A 14205-nucleotide genomic window follows, 5' to 3' on the forward strand; every position below is an offset into this window, starting at 1 on the left:
CCGATCGCGCGACACGTGCCGCCGGGCACGTGGGCGTTCGCATGCGATGAGCAGGAGGCGCACCAGGCATGCCCGACTCTTTCGTTCACCTGCATGTTCATACGGAGTACTCCATGCTCGACGGAGCCGCCCGCCTGAAGCAGATGTTCGACGAGGTCGAGCGGCAGCAGATGCCCGCGATCGCCATGACCGACCACGGCAACATGCACGGCGCCTACGACTTCCACAGGCAGGCGACGGCGGCCGGGGTCACACCCGTGATCGGGATCGAGGCGTACATGGCGCCCGAGTCCCGGTTCCACAAGAAGAAGGTCCAGTGGGGTGAGCCGAGCCAGAAGCGCGACGACGTCTCCGGCGGCGGCCTGATCAACCACAAGACGCTGTGGGCGCGGAACAGGACGGGCCTGCACAACCTTTTCAAGCTGTCGAGCCGCGCGTACACCGAGGGGTTCGTCTTCAAGTACGCCCGCATGGACGAGGAACTGCTCGCCGAGCACGCCGAGGGCCTGATGGCCACGACCGGCTGCCCGTCCGGCAAGGTGCAGACCCGGCTGCGGCTCGGCCAGTTCGACGAGGCGCTGAAGGCGGCGGCCACGTTCCAGGACATCCTCGGCAAGGACAACTACTTCCTGGAGCTGATGGACCACGGCCTCGACATCGAGCGGCGGGTCCGCCAGGGCCTGATCGACATCGGCAGGAAGCTGAACATCCCGCCGGTGGTCACCAACGACTCGCACTACACGCACGAGTCCGAGGCCACCGCGCACGACGCGCTGCTGTGCGTCCAGGTGGGCAAGCAGCTGGCCGATCCCGACCGGTTCCGCTTCAACGGCAGCGGCTACTACATCAAGACGGCCGAGGAGATGCGCACGATCGACTCGTCCGACATCTGGGCCGAGGGGTGCCGCAACACCCTCATGATCGCCGAGCGGGTCGACCCGGCCGGCATGTTCGAGTCCAAGGACCTCATGCCCCGCTTCCCCGTCCCGGAGGGCGAGACGGAGGAGACCTGGTTCCGCAAGGAGGTCTGGAAGGGCCTGGAGCGCCGCTTCCCCGGCGGCCTGCCGGAGGGGTACCGCGAGCAGGCCGAGTACGAGATGGGCGTCATCCTCGGCAAGGGGTACCCGTCCTACTTCCTCGTCGTCGCCGACTTCATCAACTGGGCGAAGGAGAACGGCATCCTCGTCGGGCCGGGGCGGGGCAGCGCCGCGGGCTCGCTGATCGCGTACGCGATGGGCATCACCGACCTCGACCCGATCCCGCACGGGCTGATCTTCGAGCGGTTCCTGAACCCCGAGCGCGCGTCCATGCCCGACATCGACATCGACTTCCCTGAAGACCGGCGGGCCGAGGTCATCAAGTACACGACGGAGAAGTGGGGCGCCGACAAGGTCTCCTTCATCGCCACCTTCGGCACCATCAAGGCGAAGGCCGCCATCAAGGACGCCGGCCGCGTCCTCGGCTTCCCGTACGCGCTCGGCGACCGGATCTCCAAGGCGTTCCCGCCCACCGTCATGGGCAAGGACATCCCGCTGTCGGGGATCTTCGACGACAAGCACCCCCGCTACGGCGAGGCGGGCGAGCTGCGCAAGCTGTACGAGGAAGAGACCGACGTCAAGCAGATCATGGACCTGGCGCAGGGCCTGGAGGGGCTGATCCGGCAGACCGGCGTGCACGCCGCCGGCGTCATCATGTCCGGTGAGACGATCACCGACCACATCCCGATCATGCGGCGGGACGCCGACGGCGCCATCATCACGCAGTTCGACTACCCGACCTGCGAGACGCTCGGCCTGCTGAAGATGGACTTCCTGGGCCTGCGCAACCTCACGATCATCGACGACGCGCTCCAGGGGATCAAGAAGAACAAGGGCACCGAGGTCAACCTGCTCGACCTCCCGCTGGACGACCAGCCGACCTACGACCTGCTCGCCCGCGGCGACACCCTCGGCGTGTTCCAGTTCGACGGCGGCCCGATGCGCTCGCTGCTGCGGCTGATGAAGCCGGACAACTTCGAGGACATCTCCGCCGTGGGCGCCCTGTACCGGCCGGGCCCGATGGGCGCCAACTCCCACACCAACTACGCGCTCCGCAAGAACGGCCAGCAGGAGATCACCCCGATCCACCCGGAGCTGGAGGAGCCGCTCAGGGAGATCCTCGACACCACCTACGGCCTGATCGTCTACCAGGAGCAGGTCATGGCGATCGCGCAGAAGGTGGCGGGGTACACGCTCGGCAAGGCGGACCTGCTCCGCCGCGTCATGGGCAAGAAGAAGAAGGCCGAGCTGGACGCCCAGTTCGTCGGCTTCGAGAAGGGCATGCTCGACAACGGCTTCTCCAAGGAGGCCGTCAAGACGCTGTGGGACATCCTCGTCCCGTTCTCCGACTACGCGTTCAACAAGGCGCACTCCGCCGCCTACGGCCTGGTCTCCTACTGGACGGCCTACCTCAAGGCGAACTACCCGGCCGAGTACATGGCCGCCCTGCTGACCTCCGTCGGCGACGACAAGGACAAGAGCGCCCTCTACCTGAGCGAGTGCCGCCGGATGGGCCTGACCGTCCTGCCGCCGGACGTCAACACCTCCGAGGCCGACTTCACGCCGCTCGGCGACACCGAGATCCGCTTCGGGCTGTCGGCCGTCCGCAACGTCGGCACCAACGTGGTGGACGGCATCGTCGCGGCCCGCAGGGAGAAGGGCGCCTACACCGACTTCAACGACTTCCTCAACAAGGTCCCGCCGATCGTGTGCAACAAGCGGGTCGTGGAGTCACTGATCAAGGCGGGCGCGTTCGACGAGCTCGATCACAAGCGCAGGTCACTGCTGATGGTGCACGAGCAGGCCATCGACTCCGTCATCGACATCAAGCGCAAGGAGGCCGTCGGCCAGGACTCCCTCTTCGGGGCGCTGGAGGAGGACGGCGGCGACGACGCGTTCGCCGTGACGATCCCCGACGGCGACGACTGGGACAAGACCACCCTCCTCGCGTTCGAGCGGGAGATGCTCGGCCTGTACGTGTCCGACCACCCGCTCCTCGGCGTGGAGCACATCCTGGAGCGCGAGGCCGACTGCGCGATCGCCGCCCTGAACGAGGGGGAGCGGCCGGACGGCCAGGTCGTGATCGTGGCGGGCCTGCTGTCGGGGCTCCAGCGCAAGGTCACCAAGCAGGGCAACTCGTGGGCGATGTTCCAGCTGGAGGACCTCGCCGGCTCCATCGAGGTGCTGTGCTTCCCGTCGTCGTACCAGCTGTGCTCCACCCTGCTCGCCGAGGACGCGATCCTGGTCGTCAAGGGGAGGCTGGACCGCCGCGAGGACGTAGCGAAGATCATCGCGATGGAGGTCACCCAGCCGGACCTGTCGGTCACCGACGCGTCCGGGCCGTTCTCGGTCACGATGCCGCTCGGCCGCTGCACGCCGCCGACGGTGTCGCGGCTGAAGGAGGTGCTGATCACCCATCCCGGCACCGCCGAGGTCCACCTGCACGTGCAGAACGGCCCGCGCACCACGGTCGTCCGCCTGGACGACCGCCTACGAGTGGCCCCGTCCCCAGCCCTGATGGGCGACCTGAAGCAACTCCTAGGCCCGTCCTGCCTAGGCTGACCCTCGACAGCCCCGCGCACCCAGCCGAAGGAGATCGTCCTTAAGCCCGGCCCGCAACGACCCGGGCGTTGCGATCGCGTGCGAAGCCAGGTTACGAGCGAAGCGAGAAACCTGATCGCGCAGCGAGCCCCTGGGCGAGCCGGAGCGATGCAGCGATCGCCGCAGTTCCCGTTGAAGGGAGGGCCCTCTAGGGCCCGACCGCCGAGGGAACTGCAATGAGCTCCGCCTTCCAGCCGACGAAGCGGCCGAGGCCGTCGAAGGTGGCGCGGGCGGTCCCGCCGCCGGGCAGCAGCGCCTCGGTCAGCAGGTCGGTCTGCCGGAACGGGACGCGGTGGTGCGACAGCAGGCCCGCGAGCGTCAGCCGCGGCTCGTGCGGGAACAGGGCGGCCGCGTTCGTCAGCAGCCTGGGGACCGGGACGGGGTCCCACTGCGCGGGCGGCGCCTGCGGGTCGTCCACGTGGAGGTAGGCCGAACCGCCGTCGTAGCCGGCGCCGATGTACCCGCCGCCGCCGAGGACGCCGCCGGCGGCCATCGCGACCAGCTCGCCGCCGTGCCCGGCGGGCCCGTCGTACCAGGACAGGTCGACCTCGGGGGTGGTGAACTCGGTGATGCCGAGCCGCTCGCCGAGCGCCCGGATGCCGAGCGTCGGGGTGACGGCGGGGTGCGCGTCGCCGAACTGCGGATTCGCCCATCCCCACAGCCAGGTGCGCTCGCGGGCGGCGTAGCTGCCGAGCAGGGAGACCCGGACGGTGACCCCGCCGCTGGAGTAGGTGCGGGCGGTCAGGTCGGCGCTCCAGTCCTCGCGCGGCAGGAACTCGGCGAGCGTCTCCTGCTGCTGCAGGACGACGGCCGCCAGCGCGGCGCCGAGGCGTTCGAACGCGGGACTGAATCCGGACATGTCGGGCACATTATCCCAGTAGTCGGGGCGATCGTGGGCCGGAATCGGGCAGGCTAGGCTTTCGCTGTCAGTGGACTCACATCTAGGAGCGTACGAGGTGCGGGGACCCACCGGGAGGCTCTTGGCGACGAGGCCCTGGGCGGCTGGAGTGGTCATCGCCGCCATCATGGCGCTCCTCGGACCGGTCGCGGGGCTCCTCTGGGCCGCCACGGTCCCCGAGGTGACGTACCTGATCGTCCAGGGTGAGGTCCTCCTCGCCGACCCGGAAGGGCAGGGCCCGATCGGCGGCGACGCGCGGTTCGCCGCGATCTGTGCCGTCGCCGGGCTGCTGTGCGGCGCCGCCGCCTACCCGGCCGGCGGCCGCCGCAACGACATCGCGCTGCTGCTCGGGCTGGCCGTGGGCGGCTGCGCCGCGGCCCTGCTCGCCTGGCGGACCGGCCACGCGGTCGGGCTGGCGGACTTCCAGGAGGCGGTCCGGACGGCGCGCGACGGGACCACCGTGACCGGCGTCGCCGACCTGCGCGCCCGGGGCCTCCTCGTCTGCTGGGCGCTGCCCGCCGTCGCCGCGTACGCGCTGCTGGAACTGGTCGTCCGGCGGCTACCCGCGGGCGATCGGGGCGAGCCGGGCGCCGGTGAGGCGGACGAGGTCGGCGGGTACCAGCTCGATCTGCAGTCCGCGCCGGCCGGCCGAGACGTAGACGGTCCCGAGCGCTGACACCGACTCGTCGATCACGGTCGGCAGCGTCCGGCGCTGCCCGAGCGGGCTGATCCCGCCGACGACGTACCCGGTGGCGCGCTCGGCGTCGCGCGGGTCGGCCATCCGCGCCTTCTTGCCGCCCGCGGCCGCGGCGAGGGCCTTCAGGTCCAGGCTCGACGAGACCGGGACGACGCCGACGGTCAGCCGCCCGTCGACCTCGGCGAGCAGCGTCTTGAACAGCTGCCCGTGCGGGACGCCGAGGGCGTCGGCGGCGGCCTCCCCGTAGGAGTCGGCGTCCGGGTCGGCCGCGTAGGAGTGCAGCGTGAACTCGATCTTCGCCCGGGTGGCGGCGACGGTCGCGGGCGTACCCGTGCCGCCCCTGCCCGCCCGGCCGCCCTTGGACTTCGCGGTGCTCATGGAGGGCAGTCTCCCGCGATCGCGTCAGTTGGGGTGGAACGATCCGTCCAGGAACTGCCCGGCGGGGATGATCGGGAGGACCTCCAGGATGCGGTTCTCCCTCGCCAGCAGGTCGCGTTCGGCCTCCAGGCGGAGGGTGGCGTCCTCGCATTCCAGGAGCCGCTGCTTGTCGTGGCCGTCCAGGACGAGCGACGCCGCGACCATGTAGGACAGGGCCACCGGCTCGGCGGGCACCGCCTCCTTGACGAAACCATCCGCGCCGGCGGCGCCCATGCGCTGCCGGTAAAGCCGGTACAGCCGGTGGACCTGCCGCGCGGCGGGCCAGGGATCCGCGCCGGGGTGCTCGGGGAGGTACTCCACCTCGCCCTGCAGGTAGGGCCGGGACCGGTCCAGCTCCTTCAGCCGGAAGCGCCGCGCACCGACCGTCACGATGTCGTACCGCCCGTCGGGGTGCCGCGTGCTCTCGCGCAGCTCGGCGACGCAGCCGACCTCGGCGAGCCGGTGCGCCGCGCCCTCGCCGACCTCGTGGCCGAGCTCGATGCCGACGACGCCGAAGCCGCGGGGCTCGGGCCGGTCCAGGAGGTCGCAGATCAGCCGCCGGTACCGGTCCTCGAACAGGTGCAGCGGGAGGACGAGCCCTGGGAACAGCACGGTGCCCAGGGGGAACAGGGCGAGCCGCTCGGTCACACTTCATCTCCCACACTTCCGGGCGCCCCCGGGGGCGACGCCTTGTTACGCCAGAGTACGTCGAAGTGGATGATCTTGGTAAGGGTTCGTTTTTCACACTGTGAAGCGGTTTAGTCATCCCGCTGGTCGAGGGCGGCGACCCGGTGCGGCGGAGGGCCACTTCCGCCGATCGGCCCTGCCGCCCGGCGGGGACGGCCGGTAGCGTCGGCGGCATGAGGATGCTCGTCGTGGACGCCTTCACCGACCGCCCCTTCGCCGGCAACCCCGCCGCGGTGTGCCTGCTCCAGGACGCCGCCGACGCAGGGTGGATGCAGCGGGTCGCGGCCGAGATGAAGCACGCCGAGACGGCGTTCGTCCGCCCCGTCGCCGACCCCGGCGCGGAGTTCGAGCTGCGCTGGTTCACGCCGGCGGTGGAGGTCGCGCTGTGCGGCCACGCCACCCTGGGCGCCGCGCACGCCCTCTACACCACGGGAATCGTGGCGTCCGGCGCGCCGATACGGTTCCGGACGCTGAAGAGCGGCGTGCTCACCGTCACCCGGGACGAGTCGGGGGGCCTCTCGATGGACTTCCCCGCCTGCCCGCCCGACCCCGTCGACGTCCCCGCCGGGCTCGCCGAAGCGCTCGGCGTGCCGGTGCTCGCCGCCGGGCGCAACGTCCAGAACGACGTGCTCGCCGAGGTCGCCGACGAGGCGGCCGTCCGCGGGCTCGGCCCCGACGTCCCCGCGCTCGCCGCGATCGACGCCCGCGGCGTGATCGTCACCGCGGCGGCCGGGGCGGCCCGCGACCACGACTTCGTGTCCCGGTTCTTCGCCCCGCGCGTCCTCCCCGGCGACGGCGAGGACGCCGTCACCGGCTCGGCGCACTGCGCCCTCGCCCCGTACTGGGCAGAGCGCCTCGGCCGCGACACCATGACCGGCTTCCAGGCGTCGGCGCGCGGCGGATACGTCCGGGTGGCCCTGCGCGGGGACCGGGTCGCCCTGACCGGCGCGGCCGTCACCGTCCTGGACGGCGAGTTCCTGGCGTGACCGACACCTCCGTCTCGGCACCTGAGACACGGGGCGAGCGGCGGGTCGCACTCCGTAGACTGGACGGGTGATTTCCCGTATCGACCTGCGCGGCTCGCTTCCCGGCGACCTGCGCTCCGTGCTGCCCCGCGCCGAACTCGACGTCGAGGCCGCCCTGGCCAAGGTGCGGCCCATCTGCGAGGACGTCCGGCATCGGGGCTCCGCGGCGGTCCGGGAGCACACGAAGAACTTCGACGGTGTGGAGCTGGACGCGGTCCGCGTCCCGGTCAAGGCCGTCCACCAGGCCCTCGCCGGCCTCGACCCGGCCGTCCGCGACGCGCTGGAGGAGAGCATCCGCCGCGCCCGGACCGTCCACCGCGACCAGCGCCGCGCCGACGTCACCACGCGGGTGGTGCCGGGCGGCACGGTCACCGAGCGCTGGATCCCGGTCGATCGGGTCGGCCTCTACGTGCCGGGCGGGCGCGCCGTGTACCCGTCCAGCGTGGTGATGAACGTCGTCCCCGCGCAGGAGGCGGGCGTCGCCTCCCTCGCCGTCACCTCGCCCGCGCAGCGCGAGTTCGGCGGCCTGCCGCACCCGTCGATCCTCGCCGCGTGCGGGCTGCTCGGCGTGGACGAGGTGTACGCCGCCGGGGGCGCGCAGGCGATCGCGATGTTCGCCTACGGCACCGAGGAGTGCCGCCGGGCCGATCTCGTCACCGGCCCCGGCAACGTGTACGTCGCCGCCGCCAAGCGGCTGCTCAAGGGCGTGATCGGCATCGACGCCGAGGCCGGCCCCACCGAGATCGCGATCCTCGCCGACTCCACCGCGGACCCGGTCGACGTCGCCGCCGACCTGATCAGCCAGGCCGAGCACGACACGCTCGCCGCCGCCGTGCTGGTCACCGACTCGGTACGGCTCGCCGACGAGGTCGAGACCGAGCTGAAGGCCCAGGTCGCCCGCACCCGGCACACCGAGCGGATCACCGAGGCACTCGCCGGGCGGCAGTCCGGCGTCGTGCTCGTGGACGACGTCGAGGCCGGCCTGAAGGTCGTGGACGCCTACGCCGCCGAGCACCTGGAGATCCACACCGCGGACGCCGCCGCCGTCGCCGCCCGCGTCCGCAACGCCGGGGCGATCTTCGTGGGGCGGCACGCGCCGGTCTCGCTCGGCGACTACCTCGCCGGGTCCAACCACGTGCTGCCGACCGGCGGGTGCGCCTGCCACTCGTCCGGGCTGTCGGTCCAGTCGTTCCTGCGCGGCGTCCACGTCGTGGAATACGATCGCGACGCCCTCGCCGAGGCCACGGCCCGGGTCGTCGCGCTCGCCGAGGCCGAGGACCTGCCCGCCCACGGCGCCGCTCTGAAGGCACGCTTCGATTGGACGATCCCTTCGTGACCTCGCTCGACGACCTGCCGCTGCGGGACGACCTGCGCGGCCGCGAACCCTACGGCGCGCCCCAGCTGGACGTCCCGTACGCGCTGAACACCAACGAGAACCCGTACCCGCCGTCCGAACGGCTGGTGAAGGCCCTCGGCGAGGCCGTCACGGACGTCGCCGGGACGCTGAACCGCTACCCCGACCGCGACGCCGTCGCCCTCCGCGAGGACCTCGCCGCCTTCCTCAACGCCGACACCCCCGGGATCGGGCTCACCGCCGGGCGGGTGTGGGCCGCGAACGGCTCCAACGAGATCCTCCAGCAGATCCTGCTGGCGTTCGGCGGGCCGGGCCGCACCGCGCTCGGCTTCGAGCCGTCCTACTCGATGCACCCGATCATCACCGGGGTGTCGGGAACGCGCTGGATCGACGCCCACCGCGACGAGGACTTCGGGATCGACCCCGCCCGCGCGGTCCGGGCCGTCCAGGAGCACCGCCCCGACGTCGTGTTCCTCACCTCGCCGAACAACCCGACCGGCACCGCGCTGCCGCTGGAGACGATCGAGGCCGTCGCGGACGCCGCGCCGGGCATGGTCGTCGTCGACGAGGCGTACGGCGAGTTCCGCCGCGCGGAGACGCCGTCCGCGCTGACGCTGCTGGACGGCCACCCGCGGCTGATCGTCACCCGGACGATGTCCAAGGCGTTCGCGATGGCCGGGACGCGGCTCGGCTACCTGGCCGCCGATCCCGCCGTCCTCGACGCGCTGCTGCTCGTCCGGCTGCCCTACCACCTGTCGGCCGTCACCCAGGCCGTGGCCCGCACCGCCCTCGCCCACCGCGAGGAACTGCTCGGCGGCGTCAACGCGCTGCGCCGCGAACGCGACGACCTCGTCGCGTGGCTGCGCGGCGAGGGCTTCGAGGTGGCCGACTCCGACGCCAACTTCGTCCTGTTCGGGACGTTCCCGGACCGCCGGAGGGTCTGGGAGGACCTGCTCGAACGCGGCGTGCTGATCCGGGAGGTGGGACCGCCCGCGTGGCTGCGGGTCACCGTCGGCACCCCGGAGGAGATGGCCGCGTTCCGCACCGCGCTACTTCGATCCCGAGGGGGGACGGCCCCCCGCACCCCCCGGGCCGACTTCGTCGGGAACGGTAAGGAGAGTCTGTGAGCCGCAAGGGAAGGATCGAGCGCGGGACCAAGGAGACCCAGGTCCTCGTGGAGATCGACCTCGACGGGACCGGGCAGGTCGACGTCGCGACCGGCGTGGGGTTCTTCGACCACATGCTGGCCCAGATCGGCAAGCACGGGTCGTTCGACCTGACCGTCAAGACCACCGGCGACCTGCACATCGACAGCCACCACACGATCGAGGACACCTCCATCGCGCTCGGCCAGGCGTTCCGGGAGGCCCTCGGCGACAAGGCCGGCATCCGCCGCTTCGCCGACGCGTCGATCCCGCTGGACGAGGCGCTCGCGCAGGTCACCGTGGACGTGTCCGGCCGCCCCTACCTCGTGCACGTGGAGCCGGACGGCATGGCCCCGATGATCGGCCCCGACTACGACACCACGATGACCCGGCACATCTTCGAGTCGTTCGTGTCCAACGCGCGGGTGGCGCTGCACGTCCACGTCCCGTACGGGCGCAACGCCCACCACATCGTCGAGGCGCAGTTCAAGGCCCTCGCCCGCGCGCTGCGCGACGCCGTCGCGTTCGACGCGAAGGTGCACGGCATCCCGTCCACCAAGGGGGCCCTGTAGCCGTGCACATCGGCGACCTGCACCTCACCTACGGCAATGTCGCGCTCTTCGCGGTCGGGGTGTTCCTGCTGGCGGGCGTCTACAGCTTCGTCAAGCAGGGCCTCAAGACGGCCGCGCTGATCGTGCTCGTCCTCGCCGCGCTGGCGATCACCGGGGGTTTCCTGTGGGCGTGAAGGACATCGTCATCCTCGACTACGGCTCGGGGAACCTGCGCTCGGCCGAACGCGCCGTCGCCCGCGCCGGCGCCGACGTGACGGTCACCGCCGACTGGGACGCCGCGCTCGCCGCCGACGGCCTGGTCGTCCCCGGCGTCGGCGCGTACGCCGCGTGCATGGCGGGCCTGCGCTCGGTGCGCGGCGACCAGATCATCGGCCGCCGCCTCGCCGGGGGGCGCCCCGTCCTCGGCATCTGCGTCGGCATGCAGATCCTGTTCACCAAGGGCATCGAGCACGGCGTCACCACCGAGGGCTGCGACGAGTGGCCCGGCACGGTCGACCGCCTCGACGCCCCGGTCGTCCCGCACATGGGCTGGAACACCGTGGACGCGCCCGAGGGCACCACCCTCTTCCGCGGCCTGGCGGACGCCCGGTTCTACTTCGTGCACTCCTACGCCGCCCGCCGCTGGGACCTGGAGCCCGACCCGACCGGCCTCATCGAGGCGCCCCTGGTCACCTGGGCCGAGCACGGCGGCCGCTTCGTCGCCGCCGTCGAGAACGGCCCGCTGTGCGCCACCCAGTTCCACCCCGAGAAGTCCGGCGACGCGGGCGCCGAACTCCTCCGCAACTGGCTCGGCACCGTCGACTGAAACGTCCCGCACCACCTGCCTCGATAGGGTTTCCGCATGACTCTGACGCTCCTTCCCGCCGTTGACGTCGCTGACGGCCAGGCCGTGCGCCTGGTCCAGGGCGAGGCGGGCACCGAGACCTCCTACGGCGCCCCGCTGGAGGCGGCGCTCGCCTGGCAGCGCGCGGGGGCGGAATGGATCCATCTGGTCGACCTGGACGCCGCGTTCGGGCGCGGCTCCAACCGCGAGCTGCTCGCCGAGGTGACCGGGCGGCTGGACGTGCAGGTGGAGCTGTCCGGCGGCATCCGCGACGACGCGTCGCTGGAGGCGGCCCTCGCCACCGGCTGCGCCCGCGTCAACATCGGCACGGCGGCGCTGGAGGACCCCGAGTGGTGCCGCAAGATCATCGCCTCCTACGGCGAGAAGATCGCGGTGGGGCTGGACGTGCGGGGCACGACGCTCGCCGCCCGCGGCTGGACGCGGGAGGGCGGCGACCTGTGGGAGGTCCTCGCCCGCCTGGAGGAGGACGGCTGCCCCCGGTACGTCGTCACCGACGTCACCAAGGACGGCACGCTGCGCGGCCCCAACACCGAGCTGCTCCGCGAGGTCTGCTCCCGGACCGACAGGCCCGTCATCGCGTCCGGCGGCGTCTCCTCCCTGGACGACCTGCGCGCCCTCGCCGGGCTCGCCCGAGACGGCCGAGGCGGTGGGTCGGGGTCGGCTGGTCGGGGCGGGCTCGAGGGCGCGATCGTCGGGAAGGCCCTCTACGCGCAGGCGTTCACGCTCGAAGAGGCCCTGGAGGCCGTCAAGTGACCGTGGCCGTGCGGGTGATCCCGTGCCTGGACGTCGACGCCGGGCGCGTGGTGAAGGGCGTCAACTTCCAGAACCTGCGGGACGCGGGCGACCCCGTCGAGCTGGCCCGCCGCTACGACGCCGAGGGCGCCGACGAGCTGACGTTCCTGGACATCACCGCGTCCAGCGCCGACCGCTCCACGACCTACGACGTCGTCGGCCGCACCGCCGAGCAGGTGTTCATCCCGCTCACGGTCGGCGGCGGCGTCCGCGCCGTCGAGGACGTCGACCGGCTGCTGCGCGCCGGCGCCGACAAGGTGTCGATCAACACGGCCGCGATCGCGCGCCCCGAGTTCCTCCGCGAGGCCGCGCACCGCTTCGGGTCCCAGTGCGTGGTCCTGTCGGTCGACGCCCGCCGCGCCGAGGGGACGCCCTCCGGCTTCGAGGTCACCACGCACGGCGGCCGGCAGGGGACGGGCATCGACGCGATCGAGTGGGCGCGCCGCGGCCAGGACCTCGGCGTCGGCGAGATCCTGCTGAACTCCATGGACGCCGACGGCACCAAGGCCGGGTTCGACCTGGAGATGCTGCGCCGCGTCCGCGAGACGGTGACCGTGCCGGTGATCGCCAGCGGCGGCGCCGGGGCCGTCGAGCACTTCGCGCCCGCCGTGCAGGCCGGCGCGGACGCCGTCCTCGCCGCCAGCGTCTTCCACTTCGGCGAGCTGAAGATCTCCGAGGTCAAGTCCGCCCTGCGCGTCGCAGGCCACCCCGTCCGCTGAACAGGAACCCCCCCGGCATGACCATCGCGTTCGCGACCTGCTCGCTGCTGCCCGACGGGAACGACGACGTGCGCGCCCTCACCGCGGCCCTGGCCCCGCTCGGCATCGGCGCCGAGCCCGCCGTCTGGGACGGCGACGTCGACTGGTCCCGCTACGACCTGGTGGTCATCCGCTCCACCTGGGACTACACCGACAGGCGCGACGCGTTCGTGGCGTGGGCCGAGAGCCTGCCGCACGTCCTGAACCCCGCCGGGGTCGTCCGGTGGAACACCGACAAGCGCTACCTGCGCGACCTCGCCGACGCGGGCCTGCCCGTCGTCCCGACCCTGTGGGACCCGGACGACATCCCGTCCGCGTGGCCCGAGTACGTCATCAAGCCGGCCGTCTCGATCGGCTCACGCGACACCGCCCGCTGGGGCGCGGGCGAGGAGGACGAGGCCCGCGCCCACCTGCGCTCGCTGCGCGACGCGGGCAGGACGGTGATGGTCCAGCCGTACCTGTCCGCCGTGGACACCGCCGGTGAGAAGGCACTGGTCTTCTGCGAGGGCGAGTACAGCCACGCCGCCCGTAAGGCGCAGATCCTCAGGGCGGGAGCGGGCATCGAGGGCGCCGTCCGCGATGACCCGTCCCGCGGCCACGTCACTCCTTCCACGGCGACCGCCGCCGAACTGGACGTGGCGGAACGGGCCCTGGCCGCCGTCCCCGGCGGCGGCCGGCTCCTTTACGCCCGCGTGGACCTGATCCCCGGCCCCGACGGCACCCCACTGATCATCGAACTGGAGCTGACCGAACCCAGCCTCTTCCTCGGCCACGCCCCGGCCGGCGCACACCGCTTCGCGAAGGCACTCGCCTCCCGCCTTTAGCCGGCGTCCTCTTCGTCGGGGGCGGGGAGAACCGCTTCGGGGGAGCGTTCGGCCATGGGAAGAATGATGGCCGACGGGTGGTCCGGGTCGTGGAAGAGCTCCTGGTCGGCCATGACCATCCGGGTCGCGGTGGCCAGGGGGTCGCCGGTGCCGGGGTTGGCGGCGACCTTGGGATGGGCGCCGCTGGTGACGTGGACGCGGACCCGGTGGCCGCGGGCGAAGCGGTGCGCGGTCGGCCACAGGTCGACGGCGATGCGGCGGACGCCGTCCGTCCCGATCGGCTTCTCGGCGGGGGAGGGGAGCCGCAGCCCGCCCTCGCAGACGTTGCGGGACGTCCCGTCCGGGGCGACGTCGCAGAGCCGGACGATGAAGTCGGTGTGCGCACGGTCGGAGCGGACGAACAGGTCGGCGCCGACCGGGCCGATCACGTCGAGGTCGTCCGGCAGGGGCGGCGAGGTGAACACCAGGACGTCCGGGCGCCGCTCCAGCGGCCGGTTGTCGACCGGGCGGGAGCTGCCGAGCAGGGTGGGGCCGCCGAGCGCGGGCGTCGGGCG

General features: G+C 72.3%; 15 protein-coding genes. 11 read left to right on the plus strand and 4 right to left on the minus strand.

What is annotated here, in order from left to right; all coding sequences use genetic code 11:
• The first annotated feature begins 68 nt into the window (after positions 1-68).
• Positions 69-3599: a DNA polymerase III subunit alpha gene (dnaE, locus tag E1289_RS22045; protein ID WP_131983105.1), complete on the plus strand. Its 3531-nt coding sequence runs from the start codon at positions 69-71 to the stop codon at positions 3597-3599.
• 187 nt (positions 3600-3786) lie between these two features.
• Here dnaE and E1289_RS22050 read toward each other — a convergent pair whose 3' ends face one another.
• Complete coding sequence (locus tag E1289_RS22050; RefSeq protein ID WP_131983107.1) at positions 3787-4497, minus strand: DUF6882 domain-containing protein; 711 nt, start codon at positions 4495-4497, stop codon at positions 3787-3789.
• Positions 4498-4618: 121 nt separating this feature from the next.
• On the opposite strand from E1289_RS22050, the gene E1289_RS22055 reads away from it, so the two are divergent.
• Positions 4619-5212: a hypothetical protein gene (locus tag E1289_RS22055; RefSeq protein WP_243713050.1), complete on the plus strand. Its 594-nt coding sequence runs from the start codon at positions 4619-4621 to the stop codon at positions 5210-5212.
• Here the strand turns inward: E1289_RS22055 and ybaK are convergent.
• Positions 5096-5611 (minus strand): Cys-tRNA(Pro) deacylase, encoded by a 516-nt coding sequence (gene ybaK / locus E1289_RS22060; protein WP_131983109.1) that lies wholly within the window; start codon positions 5609-5611, stop codon positions 5096-5098. The two genes, E1289_RS22055 and ybaK, sit on opposite strands and share 117 nt — an antisense overlap.
• A gap of 24 nt (positions 5612-5635) precedes the next feature.
• Complete coding sequence (locus E1289_RS22065; protein WP_131983111.1) at positions 5636-6298, minus strand: LON peptidase substrate-binding domain-containing protein; 663 nt, start codon at positions 6296-6298, stop codon at positions 5636-5638.
• A gap of 212 nt (positions 6299-6510) precedes the next feature.
• Here E1289_RS22065 and E1289_RS22070 point away from each other — a divergent pair, with 212 nt between their 5' ends.
• The 9 genes from E1289_RS22070 (at position 6511) to E1289_RS22105 (ending at position 13651) form a co-directional block, all read left to right on the plus strand.
• On the plus strand, positions 6511-7323 hold the full coding sequence (locus tag E1289_RS22070; RefSeq protein WP_131983113.1) for a PhzF family phenazine biosynthesis protein: 813 nt from the start codon (positions 6511-6513) through the stop codon (positions 7321-7323).
• A gap of 67 nt (positions 7324-7390) precedes the next feature.
• Positions 7391-8698: a histidinol dehydrogenase gene (hisD, locus tag E1289_RS22075; RefSeq protein WP_131983115.1), complete on the plus strand. Its 1308-nt coding sequence runs from the start codon at positions 7391-7393 to the stop codon at positions 8696-8698.
• Positions 8695-9843 carry a histidinol-phosphate transaminase gene (locus E1289_RS22080; protein ID WP_131983117.1) on the plus strand — a complete coding sequence of 383 codons (1149 nt, stop codon included), beginning with the start codon at positions 8695-8697 and terminating at the stop codon, positions 9841-9843. Before hisD ends, E1289_RS22080 begins: the two co-directional genes overlap by 4 nt.
• A complete protein-coding gene (hisB, locus tag E1289_RS22085) occupies positions 9840-10433 on the plus strand; it encodes an imidazoleglycerol-phosphate dehydratase HisB (protein WP_131983120.1) in 594 nt (197 codons plus the stop codon). Before E1289_RS22080 ends, hisB begins: the two co-directional genes overlap by 4 nt.
• A 2-nt stretch (positions 10434-10435) precedes the next feature.
• The gene (locus tag E1289_RS38315; RefSeq protein ID WP_165970572.1) at positions 10436-10606 is read left to right on the plus strand and encodes a hypothetical protein; all 171 of its coding nucleotides are present in this window, start codon (positions 10436-10438) and stop codon (positions 10604-10606) included.
• On the plus strand, positions 10603-11238 hold the full coding sequence (gene hisH, locus E1289_RS22090; RefSeq protein WP_131983122.1) for an imidazole glycerol phosphate synthase subunit HisH: 636 nt from the start codon (positions 10603-10605) through the stop codon (positions 11236-11238). The genes E1289_RS38315 and hisH overlap by 4 nt, the downstream gene beginning before the upstream one ends.
• 36 nt (positions 11239-11274) lie before the next feature.
• Entirely contained in the window at positions 11275-12030 is a 756-nt protein-coding gene (gene priA / locus E1289_RS22095; RefSeq protein ID WP_131983124.1) for a bifunctional 1-(5-phosphoribosyl)-5-((5-phosphoribosylamino)methylideneamino)imidazole-4-carboxamide isomerase/phosphoribosylanthranilate isomerase PriA, read from the plus strand.
• Positions 12027-12788 carry an imidazole glycerol phosphate synthase subunit HisF gene (gene hisF / locus E1289_RS22100; protein ID WP_131983126.1) on the plus strand — a complete coding sequence of 254 codons (762 nt, stop codon included), beginning with the start codon at positions 12027-12029 and terminating at the stop codon, positions 12786-12788. The genes priA and hisF overlap by 4 nt, the downstream gene beginning before the upstream one ends.
• A gap of 17 nt (positions 12789-12805) precedes the next feature.
• A complete protein-coding gene (locus E1289_RS22105; RefSeq protein WP_131983128.1) occupies positions 12806-13651 on the plus strand; it encodes a hypothetical protein in 846 nt (281 codons plus the stop codon).
• Here the strand turns inward: E1289_RS22105 and E1289_RS22110 are convergent.
• A partial coding sequence (locus E1289_RS22110) for a CocE/NonD family hydrolase (RefSeq protein WP_131983130.1) occupies positions 13648-14205 on the minus strand: 558 nt, incomplete at its 5' end. The genes E1289_RS22105 and E1289_RS22110 overlap by 4 nt on opposite strands.

Source organism: Actinomadura sp. 6K520, assembly GCF_004349245.1.
In the GTDB taxonomy this organism is placed as follows: domain Bacteria; phylum Actinomycetota; class Actinomycetes; order Streptosporangiales; family Streptosporangiaceae; genus Spirillospora.